The sequence below is a fragment of the Streptomyces sp. A012304 genome (assembly GCF_026008495.1).
Taxonomy (GTDB): Bacteria; Actinomycetota; Actinomycetes; order Streptomycetales; family Streptomycetaceae; genus Streptomyces.
The window spans coordinates 1-21,235 of record NZ_BQUN01000021.1; the positions used below are offsets into that span (position 1 = coordinate 1).

General features: G+C 71.9%; 12 protein-coding genes and 1 pseudogene. 6 read left to right on the forward strand and 7 right to left on the reverse strand.

What is annotated here, in order from left to right; all coding sequences use genetic code 11:
- Nucleotides 1-129 precede the first annotated feature (129 nt).
- The 3 genes and pseudogenes from ALMP_RS05815 to ALMP_RS05825 all read right to left on the reverse strand — a co-directional run.
- A pseudogene (locus ALMP_RS05815) lies at nt 130-873 on the reverse strand (helix-turn-helix domain-containing protein); the annotation flags it as partial.
- 56 nt (nt 874-929) lie between these two features.
- Nucleotides 930-1,493: a dihydrofolate reductase family protein gene (locus ALMP_RS05820; protein ID WP_264925130.1), complete on the reverse strand. Its 564-nt coding sequence runs from the start codon at nt 1,491-1,493 to the stop codon at nt 930-932.
- A gap of 170 nt (nt 1,494-1,663) precedes the next feature.
- Nucleotides 1,664-2,353 (reverse strand): Clp protease N-terminal domain-containing protein, encoded by a 690-nt coding sequence (locus tag ALMP_RS05825; RefSeq protein WP_264925131.1) that lies wholly within the window; start codon nt 2,351-2,353, stop codon nt 1,664-1,666.
- Nucleotides 2,354-2,543: 190 nt separating this feature from the next.
- Between ALMP_RS05825 and ALMP_RS05830 the strand changes: the two genes are divergently transcribed.
- Nucleotides 2,544-3,284 (forward strand): SDR family NAD(P)-dependent oxidoreductase, encoded by a 741-nt coding sequence (locus tag ALMP_RS05830; protein WP_264925132.1) that lies wholly within the window; start codon nt 2,544-2,546, stop codon nt 3,282-3,284.
- A 198-nt stretch (nt 3,285-3,482) separates the two neighbouring features.
- Here ALMP_RS05830 and ALMP_RS05835 read toward each other — a convergent pair whose 3' ends face one another.
- From ALMP_RS05835 to ALMP_RS05850, 4 genes are all read right to left on the reverse strand, one after another.
- A complete protein-coding gene (locus ALMP_RS05835; protein ID WP_264925141.1) occupies nt 3,483-4,628 on the reverse strand; it encodes an RNA polymerase sigma factor in 1,146 nt (381 codons plus the stop codon).
- An 8-nt stretch (nt 4,629-4,636) separates the two neighbouring features.
- Complete coding sequence (locus ALMP_RS05840; protein WP_264925133.1) at nt 4,637-5,044, reverse strand: YciI family protein; 408 nt, start codon at nt 5,042-5,044, stop codon at nt 4,637-4,639.
- Nucleotides 5,045-5,164: 120 nt separating this feature from the next.
- Nucleotides 5,165-6,436 carry an MFS transporter gene (locus ALMP_RS05845; protein ID WP_264925134.1) on the reverse strand — a complete coding sequence of 424 codons (1,272 nt, stop codon included), beginning with the start codon at nt 6,434-6,436 and terminating at the stop codon, nt 5,165-5,167.
- Nucleotides 6,437-6,651: 215 nt separating this feature from the next.
- Nucleotides 6,652-7,560: an NAD-dependent protein deacetylase gene (locus tag ALMP_RS05850; protein WP_264925135.1), complete on the reverse strand. Its 909-nt coding sequence runs from the start codon at nt 7,558-7,560 to the stop codon at nt 6,652-6,654.
- A gap of 230 nt (nt 7,561-7,790) precedes the next feature.
- On the opposite strand from ALMP_RS05850, the gene ALMP_RS05855 reads away from it, so the two are divergent.
- The 5 genes from ALMP_RS05855 to ALMP_RS05875 form a co-directional block, all read left to right on the forward strand.
- Nucleotides 7,791-9,746 (forward strand): WD40 repeat domain-containing protein, encoded by a 1,956-nt coding sequence (locus ALMP_RS05855; RefSeq protein WP_264925136.1) that lies wholly within the window; start codon nt 7,791-7,793, stop codon nt 9,744-9,746.
- A gap of 233 nt (nt 9,747-9,979) precedes the next feature.
- Nucleotides 9,980-11,053 (forward strand): hypothetical protein, encoded by a 1,074-nt coding sequence (locus ALMP_RS05860; RefSeq protein WP_264925137.1) that lies wholly within the window; start codon nt 9,980-9,982, stop codon nt 11,051-11,053.
- 700 nt (nt 11,054-11,753) lie between these two features.
- Entirely contained in the window at nt 11,754-15,041 is a 3,288-nt protein-coding gene (locus ALMP_RS05865; RefSeq protein ID WP_264925138.1) for a DUF6603 domain-containing protein, read from the forward strand.
- A complete protein-coding gene (locus tag ALMP_RS05870) occupies nt 15,038-17,563 on the forward strand; it encodes a hypothetical protein (protein ID WP_264925139.1) in 2,526 nt (841 codons plus the stop codon). Before ALMP_RS05865 ends, ALMP_RS05870 begins: the two co-directional genes overlap by 4 nt.
- A gap of 21 nt (nt 17,564-17,584) precedes the next feature.
- On the forward strand, nt 17,585-21,235 hold a 3,651-nt coding region (locus ALMP_RS05875; RefSeq protein ID WP_264925140.1), incomplete at its 3' end, for a hypothetical protein.

A 21,235-nucleotide genomic window follows, 5' to 3' on the forward strand; every position in this document is an offset into this window, starting at 1 on the left:
CGGAATCGGCCGCGAGTTCGGGCCCGAGGGCCTCAGCTCGTTCCTGGAGTACAAGACGATCAATTTGCCGGGCGACCTGGTGCCGTGAACGGGAAAGGTCCGGTGATCAGGCCCCGGCCTCGACCGCTCTGCGTTGCGCCAGTGCAGGTAGGCGTGCAGGTGCCGGGTCTGCACGGTGTGGTTGGGGTGGTTGGAATTTGCGATGGTGAACTGCCTCGGCGGTCCGAAGTGCGCCTCGATCGGGTTCGCCCACGAGGCGTAGGTGGGGGTGAAGCACAACTCGACCTTGTGGGCGGAGAGGTTGTCCAAGATCACGTAGATCGGTGCGCGTCACCTTTCTTGCGGCGGTTGACACCCCACAGGCGGTCGTCGCCGACCGAGTAGCAGCCATGGAAGTAGCGCACCCCATGGGTGCGGTGGTAGGTGGCCGGCACCCGGTCGGGACGTTTCCGTCCCGCGCAGCACGAGCCTGCGGTGGGCCGGATTCCGAGCGGGCCGAACTCATCGAAGGCGAACACCGTTTCGGGAAGCCGTCAAGAACCTCCTCGATCCGGGCCAGTTCTGCCTCGCGGTAGGGTCCGGGGACTCCTTCCACGTCTTGGTCCGCTGAAAGGTGACATCGCGGCGGGCGAGCAGGCCACGTAACGCCTCACGGCCGATAAGGATCATCCGGCCATGCACTTTCCACCGAGGGTCGAGGCAGGCCAGGCCGATCTCGTTGAAGCGATGGATCACATCCCGGACAGTGTCCTCGTCAGCCTGAACCAACTGAGCGATCACCGGCACCCGGTTCCCGCCGGCCGAGGCCAGCAGCATCATCGCGCGCCGGTAACGCACCGAGTTGGTGCTGCCCCGGCGCACGATCTGCTGCAGCTTCTGCCCCTCCTGGCGGTGAACCTATGCGGTCACAGCACCAGGCGGAACAGTCCCTAACGCGCCACACGGTGGTGGAGGTGGACGACTCCGGAGCTGAAGGTGCGGGTCTCGACGAGCTCGAGATCCACCCGGCGCTCGTGCCGGGGAAAGAACGGAATGCCACCGCCCACCAGCACCGGATAGACCATGGCACGGTACTCGTCGATCAGACCCGACGCGGCCGCCTCGGCGGCTAGAGTCGCGCCGCCGATCGCGATCTCCCCTTCCCCCGGCTCGGCCTTCAACCGCTCGATCTCCTCCGCCAGGCCGCCGGAGGCCAGGCGGGCATTGCCCTGCACGGCCGACAGCGTGGTGGAGAACACCACCTTGGGGAGCGGCTTCCACAGCGCGGCCCACTCGAGCTCCGCGTCGTCGAGCGATGGATCCTGGTCGGCGGTCTCCCAGTACAGCATCGTCTCGTACAGCCGTCGTCCCAGCAGGTGGACGCCGACCTGTTGGATCTCGTCGATCCAGAAGCGAAAGACCTCCTCGTCGGGCGCCGTCCAGTCGAAGCTGCCGTCCGGCCCGACGATGTACCCGTCCAGTGAGACGCCCATCGAATAGGTCACGCTGCGCATCCGAAGTCCTCCTCCGTGTGGGGTTCGACAGTACGACCGCCGGACGGCGCAGGACTCATCGCACACGCACGCTTCGCCGCCGGATGGGAGACGTCTCGGTATGACGAGCACCCGTGGGTGCTGACGCCAGGGTGGCTGCGCGCCGGCCAGAAGAGCCCCGCGGCTGGACTTCACATCGTGGCTTCAACGGCGGCTGGGTCGAAGCCGGCCTCGGTCAGGACGTCGGCGGCCACTCCGCGGCCGACCTGGGCAAGGCCGATCAGCAGGTCGTCGCAGTCGATGCGCGCGGAGCCGTTCCGCTCCGACCGTGCCTCCGCGAGGGCGATGGCCTTGCGGGAGTAGGGCGTCCATGCGATGCGCTCGGCTGCTTGGGAGGCACCCATGCTCAGCCGGGTCGCGACGGACCGGTGGACCGTCTCCGGCGGGACGCCGGCGGCCTGGAGGAGCTGGGTTGCACTGTTGCCCTGTGCGGTCAGCCCCCAGAGCAGGTGCTCGGTGCCGATGTAGTTGTTGCGGTGCTGCACCGCCGCCTGCTTGACGTGGACCATCGCTTGGCGGAGGTCGTCGGTCATGGTGTCGGGGCTGTAGCGCTTGTGCGGTGCGTGGAAACGCTGCTGGACAGCCTGCCGGGTCACGCCCAGGGCGGCACCGATGTCGGTCCATGAAGCGCCGTGCATCCGGCAGTGCTCGACGTAGTCCTCGACCAGGTCGTCTGCCAGCGCCTGCAGCTGTCCGGCGAGTTGGGCGGCGACGGTGAGGAGGGCGAGCCAGTCCGGCTGTTCCTGGCCGCCGGGTCGGTGTGCGGTGTCGCATCTGCGGTCGACTTCCGCGATGAGATCGTCCAGGTCTGGAAGAGCCATGAGGCAAGTACGCCTTGACAATATGGAATTGTCAAGGCGTACTTGCCTCACATGACGGCCTGCCGGCAGCCGGGGCGGTTGCCGGTTGCCGTGGGCCCTCCCTTGAGGGACGGTGTTGCCCTTCCCCAGGTCGAACGCCAGGTCGGTTTCCCGCCAGCGTCCGAGGGGGTGGCCCACGATGCTTGAGGCCATGAACCGACTTGAGGGAAACGTGGCCTTGATCACGGGCGGTAGCCGGGGCATCGGTGCCGCAGTGTCGTTGCGACTGGCCGAAGAAGGCGCCGATGTGGTCCTGACCTATGAGAAGAGCGCGGAGCGCGCCGGCGAAGTGGTGGAGCAGATCACGGCCTTGGGGCGTCGGGCACTGGCCGTCCAGGCCGACAGCGCGGTCCCGGAGGCACTCACCGCCGCGGTGGACGAGGCCGCCTCGATGTTCGGCAGACTCGACATCCTGGTCAACAACGCCGGAGTCTTCCTCGTCGGCGCACTTGACGACCTGGGACCGGGAGAGATCGAGCGCACCCTGGCGGTGAACGTCCGGGCACCGTTCGTCGCGTCCCAGGCGGCCGCGCGTCATATGGGCCGGGGCGGCCGCATCATCAGCATCGGCAGCAATGTCGCCGAACGTGCGGTCTTCCCGGGACTGGCGCTGTACTCGATGAGCAAGACGGCTCTCATCGGGATGACCAAGGGCCTGGCCCGGGAACTCGGCCCGCGGGGAGTCACCGTCAATCTGGTCCACCCCGGCCCCACCGACACGGACGCCAATCCCGCCGACGGGCCGAACGCCGAGATGATCGCCGGCTTCACCGCGGTGGGCCGCTATGCGGAAGCGGCCGAGATCGCGGCCACCGTCGCCCACCTGGCGAGTGCGGACGGCAGGTACATCACCGGAGCCGCGATCCACGTCGACGGCGGCTTCACCGCCTGACACGCGCGAGCTCCAGCGGCCCGACGGCGGCACCGTGACCGTCACGGTCCTGCCGACCCGGCACGGGCCCGTCGGCTGCGAGCCGATATCCGGTGACGTGGTCGCTTCATGCTCCTGGTCGCCGCCACCATCCACTTGGTCGGACGACCGCCCTGGCCTCCGGGCCACGCCCAGTGCCGCGGAGAATCCCGCGGCCTGTCAGCGGCCTCGGAGGGCGTTGAGCCGGGCGGCCTGGCGCGTCAGGTGGTCGCGTTCGGCGAGATGGGGTGCCTTTTGGGCCGCCTCGGCGTACAGCCGGGCCGCCGTCGCCAGGTCGCCGTCACGCTCGTGGAGGTATGCCGCCACCGCGGCGTGGCGGGGCAGTGAGGCGTCCAGCTCCGCGAGCGCCGCGAGGCCTGCGCGCGGTCCGTCGGCCTCACCGACGGCCACCGCGCGGTTGAGCCGGACGACCGGGCTGTCGGTCAGGCGCGCGAGCTCGTCGTACCACTCGACGATCTGCACCCAGTCGGTCTCCTCGGCGGTGGGCGCGTCGGCGTGGAGGGCCGCGATGGCGGCCTGGGCCTGGAACTCGCCCAGCCGGTCGCGGGCGAGGGCCGCCTGGAGGACCTCGACCCCCTCGGCGATCGACTCGGTGTCCCACCGGCCGCGGTCCTGTTCGGCGAGCGGGACCAGGCTGCCGTCGGGCGCGGTCCGGGCGGCGCGCCGGGCGTGGTGGAGCAGCATGAGGGCGAGCAGCCCGGCCACCTCGGGGTGGTCGATCACGGCGGCGAGCTGCCGGGTGAGCCGGATGGCCTCGGTGGCGAGGTCGACGTCGCCGGAGTAGCCCTCGTTGAAGATGAGGTAGAGCACGCGCAGCACGGTGGCGACGTCGCCGGGCCTGTCGAACCGTATGCCGGCCACGGTGCGCTTGGCCCTGCTGATGCGTTGCGCCATGGTCGCCTCGGGCACCAGGTAGGCCCGGGCGATCTGGCGGGTGGTGAGCCCGCCGACGGCGCGCAGGGTGAGCGCGACCGCGGACGACGGCGTCAGCGACGGGTGGGCGCACAGGAAGTACAGCTGCAGCGTGTCGTCCACCGCGGGCGTGGGCCCGGGCGCAGGTTCCTCGTCGACGAGGTCCTCGCGCCGGCGCCGGGCGGCGTCCGCCCGGCCGGCGTCGAGGAACTTGCGCCACGCCACGGTGACCAGCCAGCCCTTGGCATCCCGAGGCGGGTCGGCGGGCCAGACGCGGAGCGCCTCGACCAGCGCCTCCTGCACGGCGTCCTCGGCCGCCGCGAAGTCGGCTCCGCGGCGGCCGAGGATCCCCAGCACGCTCGGCGTCAGGCTCCTCAGCAGGGCCTCGTCCATCGATGAGGTCACTCCGTGATGGTGGGCGGCGCGGTCAGGAACGGGCGCACCTCGAGCCACTCGTGGATCGGCCGCCCGCCCGCCCCGGGAGCGGCCGACAACTCCCCGGCCAGCTCGACGGCGCGCTCGTAACTGTCGACGTCGATGATCATCCAGCCGGCGATGAGGTCCTTGGTCTCGGCGAACGGTCCGTCGGTGACCGGCGGCCGTCCCTCACCGTCGTACCGGACCCACGCCCCCTCGGGGGCGAGCGCCTGCCCGTCGACGAACTCGCCGGTCTTCTCCAGCCGCGCCGCGAAGTCGTTCATGTACCGCATGTGCGCCGAGATCTCCTCCGGCGTCCACTGCTCCATGGGCACGTCGTTGACCGGGGCCGGAGCGCCACGGTAGTGCTTGAGCAGCAAGTACTTGGCCATCGTGCATCTCCTCGGTACTGGTGCGACCCATTGTGGTCGCGTTCACTGCTGGGACGGAGCCAGGCACGGGTTCTCGACATCGCCGTCCGAGATTTTTTTCGTTGCTCGAGATGGTCTGTTTCAGGATGCTTTTTGGTCGGCGGGCTTCTCGGTCTCGGTGGTCACCCGTGCCCCTCGGAAGAGCACCGGGAGCCACAGGAGACATGCCAGCAGGGGGACCGCGGCGTAGGTGGCCATGCCCACACTGGAGCCCAACCCGTCCATGAGCGCGCCGAGGACGAGATAGCCGATGCCGATGAGCGCCGACTCCACGAATGCGATCATCGACAGCAGGCTCGCCCGGTGGCGCGACGGCACGGCCTCGTTGAACACGTTGTCCACGATCACGGCGGTGATCTCGGGAATTCCGACCAGCACCAGGAACGCGGCGATGGTGACCCAGGCAAGGCCGAGGCCGCTCAGGCCGAGCGCCACGGCGAGCGTCAGGAGAGACACCGGGACGATGACCCGATACCCGATGCGCCGGTCCGCGCGGTCCGACAGCAAGGGAGTGAGTCCGCCGGCGAAGAATCCCGCCGATATGACCACGCCGACCAATGCAGTGCCAGCTCCCTGATCGGAGAGGGTCTTCTGCGTGAAAATGATGTACGGCGTCAACGTCGCATGCATCAACCCGGACACCACGACAAGCGTCACGAGCGCCGGCGTGGCGACCCGAAGCATCGCCCGCCATGCTGTGGCGTCGCCCTGCTTCTCCTCGGCTCCGTCCGGCTCGTCCACCGCGTCCGCGCCGCGGATCTCGGGCACCCGTGACATCAGCACCACCACGGCCAGGACGAGGCAAGCCGCCGAACCGACGTAGACGACTCCCCAGGAAAACCGCTGCAGTTGGCCGCCGGAAACGATGGCGACTCCCGAGGTGACCGTCCCGAGCATGGTGAACCGAGACTTGATCTTGACGTAGCCGGCCGTAGCGCCACGACGCACGAGCAGGTCGTACAGCAGGGCGGTGTCCGAACCGGACACACATGCCATGCCCACGCCCTGCCCGATGAACAACGCCAGGAACACCCAGTAGTCGGAGAACGCGGCCTGACCGAGTAAGCATCCAGCTGTCAGCACCTGGCCGATCACGATGCCGGCACGCCTGCCGATTCGGTCGGCGATGACTCCCGTCGGCAACTCCGCGAGTCCGCTGACCAGGTAGAGCAGTGTCTGAAGGAGGGCCACTTGCCCGGCTGAGAAGCCTCGCTGCTGAAGAAAGAGAACGAATACGCCACGCTGGAACAGCGAGTTGGCGAGCACGGCGTACACGTAGAACGGGCGCGTGACACTTCGTGCCGCATCGTCGACTGCGGCCGACCCGCCAAGGGCCTCCGTCGTGCCGGTCATGCTGCGGGCTCCCCCTGAACTCCGGTGATCATTGGTGTGGGGCCTCCGCCGCCGACCGGATCAGCATCGTCGCAAGACGACGGCGGCAGGCCAACCGGATTTCGTCCGCTGCGGCAGGGGAGCGCCGCGGCACCGGAGCGCCTCGACGCGACCGGACCGGTCGGGTCCGGTGGCGTGGAAGCTACGACGGCCCTCCCTCCCGGCCGCCCGCTTTCTTACCTCGTCGGGGGTGGCGTGTGGCTCTCGACGGGGACGCCGAGCCGGCGGGCGATGGTGGTGAGGGCGGTTCCGAGGGGGAGCGCGACCCGGGTGCGGGCGTACCGGTCGCCCCGGGTGGGGTCCCGGTTGACGATGAGTACCGGCTTTCCCGCGTCGGCCGCCTGGCGGACGAACCGGAGCCCGGACATCACCGTGAGGGAGGAGCCCAGTACGAGCACCGAGGTCGCCTCGCGGACCAGGTCGCGGCAGTGCTCGACCCGCCGGGGCGGGACGTTCTCACCGAAGAAGACGACGTCGGGTTTGAGGATGCCGCCGCAGCTGCCGCAGGGCAGCACATGGAAGTCCCGGGCTTGCTCGTCGGTGAGGTCGGCGTCGCCGTCGGGGTTGACGGTGGCGGCGACCGGTTCGAAGCCCGCGTTGGCCTCTTCCAGCCGGCGGGCGAGCTCACGGCGTGGGCTGTAGGCACCGCAGGAGAGACAGACGACGCGGGCCAGGCTTCCGTGGAGTTCGACGACGTCTTCGCTGCCTGCGGCCTGATGCAGGCCGTCGACGTTCTGGGTGATCACACCCGAGAGCAGACCGTGCTGCCCGAACGCGGCCACGGCCCGGTGTCCGGCGTTGGGCAGGGCGCGGCCGAAGGTGCGCCAGCCGAGGTGGCTGCGTGCCCAGTACCGGCGCCGGGCCCGGGCGCTGGCCGTGAAGTCCTGGTAGGTCATCGGGGTGTGCCGGCTGAGGCTCCCGCCCTCACCCCGGTAGTCGGGGATGCCCGACTCCGTGGAGATGCCCGCTCCGCTGAGCACCAGCACACCACCGCTGCCCAGCGCATCGACGACCGGTGCCGGATCGGTGGTGCCCGGCGGCTGGTCCTCGCCGGGGGTCCAGCTCAGGGTGGGGCGCATGCGCATGCCGTCAGGGTACGGAACGGCCCGGCTTCCGTCGCCGTCACCGGTCGACGGGGCAACGCACGGTGCCGGTGTGACGATCTTCGACATCCCGCCGTTCTGACGGGCGACCCGCCCCGCGCCGCGTCCGCCCCTCCGGACGGCCCGCAAAGATCCGCCCCGCGCCGCGTCCGCAGCCCAGTATCGATATCCGGCCGACCCGGGCCAGGTCGGCACACCCGTACGATGCCCGCGTGGCAGAGATGATCGACTACGGACGGTTCGCGGAGCGGCTCCGGCGCCAACAGGGCCGTTCACGCTGGGAGTTGCTCGACGCGGTACAGCGCGAGTGGGGGTACGAGGATCCGGGAGGCGAGCCGGTCGCCTCCCGGTGGGGAGGAGAGAACTCCGCCTACGGCATCGACGAGAGCCTGCCCGTCCCGGCGGCGCTCGCCGAATGGTGGGACTCCCCGGCCAACTCCTTCTCGTTCCGGCCACGGCTGTACTGGACGCACACCCAGTGGCCGCCGAGCATCTGGGTCGACGAGTACGGTGAGCGCGACGTCGACGAGGACGACTACGACGACTCCCGCGACGAGGACGCCGAGGACGAGGCGCGCCTGGACCCGTCCCGGGCCGACGGACTGCCCAAGGACAACCCGTTCCTGCCTCCGGACGCCCCCGACCGGCGGATCTGCATATTCATGTCCGAATACCAGTACTGCAACCAGTGGGGCTACCTCGCCGCTGAAGCCTCCCACCCCGACCCCCGTGTGCTGGTCAGCACCGGCAGCGGCTGGCAGCTGCAGAGCCGGTCGCTGTCGGAGTTCTTCCTCCAACTGGCCCTGGAACGACTGCCCGGCACCTACGGATGGACTCTCAAGGTGCGCCGACCGGACGTCGCGGGCTCCCCGGCGGTGCTGGAGCGGCTGACCGCCTCCTACCGCGAGCTGGGACTGCTGCCGTGGCAGGAGCTGGGCTGCGACGCGCTGATGTACGGCGGGCCGGACGCGCTCATCTCCCACGGTCGCGGACCGGGCGCCGACTTCCCCCTCGTCATCCACGGCCGGACCCGCGAGGCCCTGCTCAAGGTCGTCGAGACGCTGGGGATCGACTGCGCCGACAAGGACATCAAGCCGCCGAGCGAGGTCCCCGAACCGCTGGAGGAACTCGGCCCGCTCGCGCTCACCGACGGCGACACCGACGACCGCGGGCGCTGGCGGGTGGACTCCACCGGCAGCGCCCCCGCCGCCGTCACCGTTCCCGCCGCGCTCCGCGCCCTGCCGGACCGCACCGCCACCGCCCTCGACGAGGACGCCACCCTGGCCGCCGCCGGCGACGCCGAAGGCCGCGTCCATGTGTGGGAGTGCACCGTCGAGGCGGCCGCCGACGAGCCCTCCGCGGCCGTCAGCAGGCAGCTGCACCGTGCGCCGGTGACCGCCCTCGCCTGCGTCCGGCCCGACGACGCCCACCGGGCCGTGGTCAGCGGCGACGCCCATGGTGTGGTGCGCTACTGGCGGACGGACCGCGACCCGCGGCCCCTCCCGTTCGACCGACGGCGCACCGCGGTCACCGCGCTCACGGCCGCCGTCCTGGCCACCGGCCCCGCGCTGGCCTGCGCCTGGGCGGACGGGCTGGTCCGCGTCTGGGACCTGGCCTCCGGCTCGGTGGCCCGGCTGCGGCTCGGCACCGGCATCACGGACCTGGCCCTGCAGAGCGACGGCACGCTGTGCGTCACTGGACCGTCCGGCCCGGTCACGCTGCGCCTCGACACGGAACGGCTCTGGCCGCACCGTGAACTCGAACTGCGTCTGAAGGACGTCGACTGGGGTTCGTACTGGTCCGCACGAGGTCCCGCGCACGCCGTGCCCGACCTGATCGGCAAGGTGGCATCGGACCACAAGAAGACCGCCATGGACGCGGTCCACGACCTCTATCGGCTGTTGGTCTCCAAGAGCTCGGGGCTGACCGCGGCGGCACCCGCGGTGCCGTTCCTGGCGGAGCTGATGACCGACCCCGACAACCAGGCTCGCCCCACCCTGCTGCTGCTCATCGCGGACATCGCCGACTGCGAAAGCGCGGAGAACCGGGCCGCGGTGCGGGCGGTGCTGCCCGCCCTGCGCCATCTGCATGACGATCCGCTGCCGTCGATCCGGTGGGCGGCGGCGGAACTGGAGAAGCACTGCGCACCGCGGCCGGGAGAGGCGTAAGCGACCCTGTCACCCCCGCGTCGGGCGGCGCGGGGGTTGCCGAGAGGCACCCCTGTATCCGCGGGGCGATCATGAGCTCTCCTTCATGAATGCCCACGGACCGACTGTCATGTGGAACCACGGGAGTGTCAGACCCACTCTGCACTTTCGTTGTACGTTCCTCAGCCCCGGGCCGGGGGCCGGGGTGTGACATACGGCTTTTGTGTGGCCGTCAGGTTCTGTATGGGGGTGTCGTGAGCCAAGTGCTCTATGGCGAGCAGTCGTGGAATCCGCTGGCCCGGACAGTGGAGTTGACCGAGGACCGGCTGCGGAACGGCGGCAGGACCACGCCGTTGAGCGAGCTGAACCTCGCGGCCATGGCCGATGCGTTCCAGCGTGGGCGCTGGCTCGGGGCCGGCGGCGCCGAGCGTCCGCTGGAGCGGCTGGCGGAGGGCACCGGCGTGGTGCCGGTGACCCGGGTCACCGGCAGCACCACACCGCTGAAAGTGCGACAGGCCGCCGAGTTCGCCCGCAGGATGGGGGAGTTGGCGGTGCGGCGGTGCGGTGGGCCAGACCACGTGACCGCCATGGCGGACCGGGCCCGCGCCGAGGGCGTACCGCTGTGGATCGCGCGGCGGTACGCACCGGGGCCCGCCGGACCGATCACCGTCGCCGTGGACCGGCGTCTGGTGCGGGTGGACGTCTGGGGACCCCAGGCCCCCGTCGTCAGGATCCGAGCCCCGTACGGCTTCCACCGCGACGCTCCCGAACCCTCCCAGGGCTTGCGTCTGACGGTCGGTGCCGACACGGCGGAGCTCGCTCTCGTGAAGAGGCTGCGCAAGTCCAAGAGTTCTGTGGAGGTCCGACTCTCCGGTCAGCACTGGGTGCTGCGGCGGGAGAACGCGGTGAGTTCGTGGCTGCTGCGCGGCGAACACCGTGTCGCCCTGTTGACGCGTCCCCCGCGCCGCCCGGTGCCCGAGCCGGGCTCGATACTGCTGCCGCTGTCCCCCGTGCGGTACGAGAGTCCGGACCCGCTGGACGCCGTCATGGCGCATGCTTTCGCCGTCGCCTTCGGGATCGGGGACACGACGGGCCTGGCGCGGTTCCGGTCGGAGCGGCGCCCGGCGCACCAGGACGAGCCGATCGCCTCCGACCATGCCTGGGACCGTCACTGGTTCAGCAACCTGGGGCAGGGACGCGACGACAACGAACCCGGCGGCAGCGACGGCTGGGGCGCGGACGGCGGGGACGGCGGGGACGGCGGAAGCGGCGGTGGAGGCGGCGACAGCGGAGGTGACGGTGGAGGCGGTGGCGGTGGGGGCGACTGACGGGACGGCGTGAGGTCCGGGGCGGCGGGGCGCCGCACCGCCCAGGCGCTGCCCTCCGGGCCAAGGGCGTGAATGTCCCACCCTCGCGCCTTGGGACGCGTCGGCGGACGCCCCACCGCCCGGCCCCGATTCGGGCAGGCCGCTGCCCGCCGATCGGCTGCCCTGCCTGTCAGACGTGGCCGGCGCGCCCTGCCCGGGGCCGGGCCCCTGCGCGGCGCGGCCCCGGGCACGTACGCCGCCGTCGCACGTCCGTTCCCCACCACACGGCGACCCTTTGCGGTCACCACGGAAAAACGTACGGGAATTGGCCAATGACGGCCGGCCACCGGGCGGAACGTCTCCTTTCCGTTGTAGCCGGGCATGGGCCCGTGCTTTCGTGGGGTGAGCGGCAGGTCTGACCCGTCATGTCCGTTCGGTCGGTCACGTGCCCGTACAGCGCGGTTCCGCCGGCCTGTCTTCCGGTATTCCGGGTTCCGCGCACAGCTCCGCCCTCGCACTTCTGGCACCAAATGGACGCTGGTTTCGCAGGAACAGGACGGAGGGGGCGCGGATGACCCGTCTTTCCCGTGAGGAACTCAGGGACTGCCTGCACGACGGCACGTTCACTCTCGCCGGGGCGCTATTGGGAATTACCGCCGGCGAGCAATTGTTCAACAGTCATCTACGGGGAACTCTCGTCGCGACAGGCGCCGCTTTCACCGTGGATTCGGAAACCGTGATGTCGCTGCGCGGGAATCTCGCGCTGGCCGGTGCCCGGTGGAACGGGCGTGAGGTCGAGGTCCGATTCCCGGTCTCCGGCGGCCTCGTGACCGGCGTATGGGCCGGCATATCGCTGCCTCTCGACATCGGCCTCGTGGATTCGGGCGCCGACGGCGGCTGCCCCGTCCACGTGGACACGTCCTTCCTTCCCCGCCTGGGTGCCAGCGTTCTCGTGCTGCGGCTGGAGACCCGGCAGCACGGGCGGGACACGTCTCCCTTCGCCGGCATAGCGGCCGACCTGCGGCTTCCCGCGGCCGCAGCGCTCCGCCTGGTCTCCTCGGACTCCCACGACGGCGGGCGGGAAGGTCCCGTGCGCCTCGACGTCCTGACCCTGCCCTCCGGGACGGACGGGGACGGGGACCCGGGGGCCACCGTCGAAGACCTCCTTCGCGGGTTCGGCGTGCCCCTGGACGAGGCACCCCCCGACGCGCTGCGGACGACGCTGACGGGCCTGTGGGCCGACTGGGACCCGCAGTCCGCCGACCGGCGGCTGATCGTCCACGGCAAGGAGGACAACGGGCCGGGGACCCTGCTCCTGGGATCCGTGCGGCCCCCGGGCGGCGGGCAGGAGGCACGGGCCTGCGCCGTGATGTGCGCCCAGGAGACGGACGTGAGGTTGTCGCGTCTCCCGCTGGTCGGCGGCGGGGTGCCCGAGGAGTCGGACATCACGGTCGGCTACCACGGCTCGGGCACCCTGACGGCTCCCATGGACGCGGGCCAGATGGACGGGATCAACCAGAGGACCGCGGCCCTGGCGCAGCGACTCGGCTTCCGGCCGATGGCGTTCCCACGGGATCTCCGCAGCGGCGGACCATGGTCCAGGACGGCGGGCTGGACCTCCTCCGGCGACACGTCACCCGCGGAATCGCTCGGGACCCCGCAGTCGCCGGACGGCGCCACGCGGCCGGTGTGGAAAGACGTCTCCAAACGGCTCGGAAAGCTCTACGTCCGCCGCATCGGAATTTCCTACGAGGACCCCACCCTCTGGCTGCTGGTCGACGGGTCCCTGGGGCTCGGCCCCCTGGATTTCGAGGCCGTCGGCCTGGGAATCGGGCTACGCTCCGGATCACCTCCCGCCTTTCGCCTGGACGGACTGGGCGTCGGCTTCAAGAAGGAACCGTTCGCCCTTTCCGGCGGGCTCATCTGGAACTCCTCCGAGCCGGAGAAGTACGACATGCTCCTGGAAGGGGGCGTCATTGTCTCCGTTCCGGAACTGGATCTGGAGGCCCTGGCCGCGTACGTCCGCAGCAAGGATCCCGAATTCACATCCATGTTCGCCTTCGTACGGGCGGGGAGCAGCAGTCGGGAAGGCAGCGAGGCCCCGGTAGGGATCGGCGTACCGCCGGTGCTCGTCACGGGTTTCTGCATCGGATTCGGCTACAACTACCAATTGCGGCTGCCCACACCGGAAGAGGTGCTCTCCTTCCCGCTGCTGAAAGGAATGGCGGGAAACGGCGCTGCCGAAGCCGCCACCCGGAAAGAGATGGTCCTCGCCGCGGAGTCGGGGGCTCCGGTCGGTCCGCTCGACGCTCTTGAGGACCTCGCCGACTGGACGACCCCCGAGGACGGCGCGTACTGGGGGGTCCTCGGAGCCGAGGCGACGGTCTTCGAAAAGCTCGACATCTGGGCGGTCGTGCCGGTGACGTTCGGCCGTGACGGGGTGTCCGCCGCGGTCATAGGGCTCCTCGGCGGCCGCTTCCCCCAGAAACAGGACCCGTTGGGGGACGAGGCCTACATCGACGTCCGGGCCGACGTGATCGCGGAGTACGCCTCCGCCACCGGGCTGCTCGCGATCGGCGCGTCGGTCGCCGCCCAGACGGTCGTGATGAACCAGAAGGCCCGCGTCACCGGCAACCTGTGCCTGTATGTCTGGCTGGGCGGCGGGCACAGCGGCGAGTTCGTCTTCACGATGGGCGGCTACCACCCCGGATTCCAGGTCCCGGACCACTACCCGAAGCCGTCCGGCCCGCTGGCGCTGGATTTCTCGCCCTCCGACCTGCTCACCATCAGGGCGACCGCGTACCTGGCGCTGTCCCCGGGCTGGTGCATGGTGGGCGGGGCACTGGAGATCTCGGCGAAGAAGACGTTCCCGGGTGGCTTCGCGCGAGTGTGGGGCGACGCGTCGTTCGACGCCATGATCGACTGGCATCCGTTCCATCTCGTGGCCGGCGTCGGCCTCTCGGTCGGAGCGGAGGTCAAGTTCCTGTGCTTCCACCCCAAGCTGGAACTGTCGCTGTCACTGAACGTGTGGCTCCCGCCCTTCGGCGGGGAGGCGACCGCCCACCTCCCGTTCGGCATCGACGTGTCCCTCGGCTTCGGCGCGCCGAAGAGCGACCGGCCATCCCCACTGACCTGGCGGCAGTTCATCGACCAACAGCTCCCCGCCCGGGCGGAGACCCGGCTGCGCGCCACACCGAGCGGCGGCATGCAGCCGCTCGGCGGCCCGGCCGCGGACGAACCCGGGCGCGGCCCCGAAGCCGACACCACAGCCGACGCCGACGCGTCGTGGATCGTCGCACCGCACGGCTTCTCGTTCACCACCGACTGCGCCGTGCCGTCCACCGCGATCGAGGTCAACGGCAACGCGCCGGACGGCATGGACGGCGACCGCCGCCTGGACGTCCGCCCCATGGGCGCCGACCACGGCACGGGTCTGCGCTCGTTCCACACGGTGACGATCATCCACCACGGCGACGAAGGCGACGAGCGCGTCGACTGGCGGCGGGACGGCTGGATCGTCGAGCTCCTCACCGGCGGCGCACCCGCCGCGCTCTGGGGCCCGCCCCTGCCCGACGGCGCGCCGCCGCCCACGGACGCGGGCCTGGTCCCGGACCGGTACACCGGCGTCCGCGTCACCGTGCCGCCCGCCGCCCTCTCACCCGCCGCCGCCCCGCTCGCGGTCAGCGGCTCCGTCCTGGACGTCGAGACACCCGAGCCGGACAGCTTCCTGCCACTCGGCCCCGATGATCTCCCGCCCGGTGACCAGCCCGCGCCCGAGGCGGACCCCACCGCGGTCGCCGTCATCGCCGACGGGATCGCGGACGACGCGGTCGCCGCCAGGCGCAACGGCCTGGCGAGGCTGCTCACGGACTACTGCCCGTCACCCTTGGCCTGCGATCCGCTCGTCCGGTACGCCCGCCGCGCCGGCCGGGGACTCCACGACGCCCAGCCCCTCCTCCTCCCTCGTGACAACCGCCGGCCGGCCCAGGAAGCAGGGAGCCCACGATGACGCCGAAGGACGCGGAGCGTCTGATCACGTTCTACGACTCCTACGCTCCCCATCTCACCGGGGGCCCGTACACCGTCACCGTCGAGCACCGGGTGGAGGACTCCCAGGGCCCGCTGGGCACCCCGGAGACCGACTTCCCGGCCGTCACCCGGCGGTTCGAGGTCCAGGCGCCCCGGTTCACGCTGGACCCCGGGCATGTGCACGCGATGCACCCGCCGCCGGGATCGGCCGGGAACTACGACACCCGCCTGGCGCACATCAGCCTGACCCGGGCGACGATGCCGTGGGAGCAGGAACTCGACCCGGAGCGGGAGAACGGCAGCCGCGTGCCCTGGCTGGCGCTGCTGCTGTTCGCCGAGGGCGAGCTGCCCGGCGACCCGCATGCCCAGGCCAAGGCGGAGACGAGAACGGTCCGGGAACTGATCGACCCCGGGCAGGGCGATGTGCTGGGCCCCCGCATCGGCAACGTGAGCGAGCAGGTGCTGCGTGGCCCCTGCCGCACCATCGACGTGCCCACGGACGTGTTCCTCGCCGTGGTGCCGCACGAGGACGAGCTGACGAGTCTCGCCCATGTGCGGAAGGTCTCGCAGGCGGCCCCCTCGAGCCGCGCCCAGCAGGACGCCACCGCGCAGGACCCGCCCGGTCTCTACGGCGTGATCCTGGGCAACCGCTTCCCCCGCACCCCGGGGTATTACGCCGCCCACCTGGTCTCCCTTGAGGGGTTCGCCCCGTATCTGAAGCCCGGCGCGGCCCGGCCGCAGCGAGGACTCGTGCGGCTGGCGGCCCTGGCCTCGTGGTCGTTCACCTCGCACCCGGACGCGCGGGGTCACTTCTCCGACATCGTCGCCGCGCTGGCGGCCGACGGGCTGAAGGAGCCCAGGGGACGGCACCTGGCGCTGCGCCTCCCACCGCTGGCGCAGGACGACGGGTCGCCCGAGGCCGGTGAGATCAACGACCGCCTCGCCTGGGGCTACGCTCCGCTGGCGCATGTGCAGGCCACCGGCGAACGGTCCTTCGGCTGGTACCGGGGGCCGCTCTCGCCGGTACCCCAGCCCGCCGTTCCCGGACTGGACACGGAGGGCTCCGAGCCGGCGGCCGCCCGTGGCGCGGACGGCTCCGAGCCTCCGCCCGCCACCGACGCGGACACCGGGGACAGGGCGGACGGGGCAGCCGGGACGCACATCGCGCACAGCGCGGACGGCCCGGGCGGCGGCTCCGGCGCCTACCGCGGCGACTCACCCGACGGTCTCCTGGTCTACGCACCCGACTGGGGCGTGTTCGACGTTTCGTACGCCGCGGCGTGGACGATGGGCCGGCTGCTCGCGCTGGCCCACGCACCGGCGCGCACCGCGGTGTCACGCTTGTGGCAGCAGGTACGGCTGACCGCGCTCCCGGCCCTGTCCCGGCTCGACGCCCCGGCGGACGTGAGCGGCTTCGACGCCCGGGAGCTGACGGCGACGGACGCGCTGCCCACCCGGAACCCGGCGGTTGACCACTTCCACCGGCTCCTCGCCGAGGGCCTGCCGGGACGGCTGGGCCGCGCCCCGGCGCAATCCGCCGGGACCGCCGCGGCCCGGCACGCGGATCCCCCGGCGCGGTCCACCGGGAGTGTCGCGGCCCGGCATGCGGACCCCCTGGCGCGGTCCACCGGGAGTGTCGCGGCCCGTCATGCGGACTCCTCGGCGCGGAGTGCCGCGGCGCGGAAGGAACGGCTGCGGTCCCTGCTGCGGCGGGCAGAGGTCCGCGATGGGCTCGCCCAGGCGCTGGCGGAGCACACCGACCCCGTCGCCGAGCTCATCGACTCCCTGCGGACGCTGGAGACGGTGCCGTTCGACCACATGGTCCCGGACGCGCGGATGCTGCCTGCCGAAAGCCTGCGCTTCTTCCACGTCGACGCCGCCTGGGTGGCCGCGCTGACCGATGGCGTGCTGAGCGCCGGGATGAGCACATCGGCGGACCACGCCCTGAGCGGGATCGTCAGGGAGGCGGTGGCAGCACGGCTCGGCTCCCGGCCGGGCGCCGACCGGCCGCCACGCGCGGGTGTGCTGATGCGTTCCCGGCTGGCGCGGGACTGGCCCGGCCTCATCGTCGAAGCCGCGCGGGACGGCGCCCCGGTGGCCCTCGTGCGCCGCGACCGCCTGGCGCCGGACGTGCTGCTGTGCCTGTTCGACGAGGTCCCGGAGACGGTGACCATCAGCGAGCCCCACCAGGACCTCTACGTCGGCGTGTCCCACACGCAGGGCCGCTACCTCGTGGAGTTGCGTGCGCTGGACGACCGCCACGGGCACGTGACCGGCGAGGAGACCGGGGGAACGTTCCCCGCGGAAGGCGACCCGGAGTACGGGCAGGGACTCGACGCCTACCTCCGACGGCAGCCCGGTGAGGTTTTGGACATCGCCCGCCTGGCCGGGCCGCTCGCGGCCGCCCTGGGCACCCCGGAGGTCACCCCGGCCGCACTCGCGCTCCAGCTCGTGGTCTCCCCCACCCGGCAGTCCTTCATCCAGCCCCCGCCCCCGGCGTAGGGCCCCGCCCCTGGAGAGCCCGTGACCAACCCGCTCATCGTTCCCGTGCAGGTCAACGCCTATCTGGTCAACAGGAGAGAGCAGCCGGACATCGGTCTTGGCATCTGGTCGCTGGACGTGAGCGACCCGACCAGCCTCGCGCACCCCCCGCAGGAGTACCCGTTCAAGAGGACCGGCGGACCCGTCGGCCTGGGGGTGTACCTGCACTGGCTGCTGCCGGACGCCCTGCGTGCTCCCCGGGACGGGGAGTTCCCGCTGGTGCCGAACCGCTGGCTGGTGGTGCGCTCCCTGCGGACGACGGCCGAGGCGGAGCCGGACCTCGCCACCTGGGTCGTCCAGAGCGACTACCTCGATCCCGACGAGGGGACGTCCAACTACATCGACACCGGCTCGTGGACGGGAACGGGCATCGGCCGTGCCGTCGCCGTCGGCGCCGAGGAACCCGGGAACGCCCCGTTCCTGACGGCGGTCGGACCGGGCATCCCGGCGTTCTGCGGCTACCGCCCCTACAACGACAACGTCTTCTCCTTCCACGACCCGCTCGGCTGGGACACCGCCGGCACAACCCCCGCCGACGCCGTCTCCCAGGGCATCCTGGACTACCTCGTCGTCGGCTGGTACGCGCAGCGGAGCGCGGACGTGCTCACGGGGGACGGGCGGCACCTCGGGGAACTGCTGACCTCCCTCGGCTGGACCTGGGAGGACGACGGACCCGCCCCCGACCGGGTGTCGATGTACGCGGGCACCTCCCTGCGCATGCGGTGGGACGTCGACGGGGAGCCGCCGGACTCGGACATGCCCGACACCACCGACGTGTGGCTGTCCGTCGGGAACAGCACCGCCGACGCGCAGAGCGCCCCCGGGCTGCACGGCCCGCAGCAGGACATGGCGGTGGGACGGCTGTTCCAGGCGTTCCTCGCCGGCCACCTCTCCCGGCTCGACGAGGACGCCGAGAGCCTGGACCACGCCCTCCACAAGAGCTGGTTCGAGCCGCGGGCGTCCGGCTACGTGTGGGAGATCGCGGACCGGCCCGGCACCGCCCCGCCGCCCGACACGCAGGAGCTGGAGAAGGAACGCGACTGGCTCGCCGATCTCAACGACAGGCAGCGCCGCCACGACATCGCCGCCCGGCACGCGGCCGGCCTGCGGCGCCGCATGTACGACCTGTGGCGGATGCGCTCCGCGGACGACCCGGACGACGGGCGGCCCGACGGCTTCACCGACCGGACCGGCCCCGTCCTCGACGCACTGACCACCGAGCTGCGGGCCGCGCTGACCGAGGCGGCGGAGTCGCTGGCCGGCGTTCCCGCCCTGCCCACCGGGGCGACCGAGGAGGCGCTCGCACAGGCCGTCGCCGCGTACGCGGACCACTACGGGCTGCCCCCCGGCCGTGAGCTCAAGCGCATCCCGTCACCCCCCTTCCACGTCCCGAACGACCCGGTGCTGCTGCTGGGGAACGTCGGAGCGGGCAAACCGAACCCGGCTCAGGAATTGCTCTGCCGCACACCCTCCCAGCTGATCAGCGCGGTTCTCATCGGCGGGAGGACGCAGGGGCCGTTCCTCGACCCCGGGAAGACCTCATGGGTGGCGGGCCTGCCCGAGCCGCTGCGGGGCGCCTTCGCCGGCCTCGTCACCGAGTTCTCCCTGCTCGCCCGCGCCGCGGCCACCGGCAGCACAGCCGAGGAGAGCGACCTCGCCGAGGACCTGGAGCACCCGGATTCGGGTTTCACCGGCCGCCTGGCGCCGTTCACCGGCTGCTGGCGCCAGCCGTGGACACCGGTCTACCTGCTGTGGAGCATGGACTGGTACCCCGTGCCGCTCACCCCCGACGACCCCGGCAACGGCTACGCGTGGACGTTCGACGAGTCGGTCGGCCGCTACCGGCTCACCCGCGAGGGCCGACCCGCGGACATCGAGCCGAGGAAGCTCAACGGACGATGCTCGCTCACCGCGCTGCCCCAGTTCCTCGTCCGGGCCCGGGCCGAACAGCACGCCAGGACCCACCCCGGCGCCCCGCGCCAGGCGCTGGAGGAACTGGCCGACCGGGCGGACGTGTTCGGGGAGATCTCCCAGAAGCTGGAGGGCTTCAACCGCAGCCTGCTCCAGCGCGTCGACGGATACGGCGTGGTGCCCGACGCCGACGACCCGCTGGCCGACGTCCTCGAAGACCACCCCGACGACGGGTTCCCGCTGCCGGATCCCGCCCTGGGGCTCGGGGAGCACGCCCCCGTCCTCTTCGATCCCGTCCGGGCCGGGCAGGCCGTCTTCACCAGGCTGGTCGTCGTCGACTCCTCCGGGCGCCACCTCCCACTCCTCCTCGGCGGCGACGAACTGTCCTGGAACCCGCCCCACCGTTCCGCCGCCGTCACCCCGGACACCGACGCCCAGGGCGCCGTCACCGCCGCCACCAGCCGGGCGGACAACCTGTTCGTGCAACTGACGCCGCGCCTCGTCCAGCCGGCCCGGCTGCGGTTCGACTTCGTCTCGGCCACCGACGGCACGACGGTCGTCGGGGACCCGCCCGTCGTCGGCACGGCCGGCAAGCCCGCGCCCGGGCCCGTGGCCGGCTGGCTCCTGGTGAACCACCTCACCGGCACCCTGCTCGTCCACGACCCGGCCGGCCACGGCGTCGTGGAGGGCCGGATCGGCCTGTCCCCGGACGGCCCGGCGGTGGACTGGGCCGTCCTGCCGGGCTGCCCCTACTCCGAGCCGGTCGCCGGCGACGGGGACCTCGCCCGAGCGTGCCCCGAACTGTTCGGGTTCCTCAGCGGGCTGCGCCAGGGCGGCGCCGAGGCCCTGGCGGCGCTGAGCCAGTGCATCGACGACGCGTCCTGGGCGACGTCGAGCCCCGGGACCGACGGCGCGGCCCTCGCGCCGCTGATCGGCCGGCCCGTCGCCCTCCTGCGCGCCCGCCTGCTCCTGGACATCGACACCCTGCCCTTCACCGACCCGAGCTGGCAGGGGGCCGAGACCTTCCCCGCACCGGACTTCCTCGAACAGCGGTGGCGGTGGGACATCCGCCTGGGCGACCACCCGATGCTCGGCGACGGGCTCATCGGGTACTACACCCACCCCGGCCGGCCCGTCGACACCGGCCTCGCCACCGACTACACGGTCCTGCACACCGTCGCACCGGGCCGGCCGGACGGCTACGCCAGGTCCGCCCGCCCCGGAGGGCTCATGCTGCCGGTCAACGAGGCCCCCGAGCCCGGTCGGCCGTGGACCCCCGTCACGGCCCACGTGACGCTGCTGGCCGACCCCTGGCAGGCCGTTCACGCCGTCAGTGACATCCTCCCGGCGGCCGCCCTCCGACTGCCCGACGAGTCCCTGCGCGGACCGCTCACCAACCTGCGGATCGCCTTCCGGGCGGGCCCGCTCCTCGCCGGCACCCGTCCGGCACCGGACACCGGACAGGCACCGGACACCGGACCGCCGTCGGATCGCGCACCGGACGCCGGCCCCGCCACCACCGTGGTCATGCCCTCCCCGTCGGCCTGGACCGGAGTGTGGGGCTGGTCCGAGCCGCGGCCCGGCCTGGAGAGCGGAACGCCGCAGGGACCGGGGGACTGGGACTCGTACCCCATCACCCCGGCCGACACCGCGGCCCACCCGGACCAGCCCGCCCCGACGGCACGCACCGGTTACCTCACCCTCACCACCACCCTCGGCCAG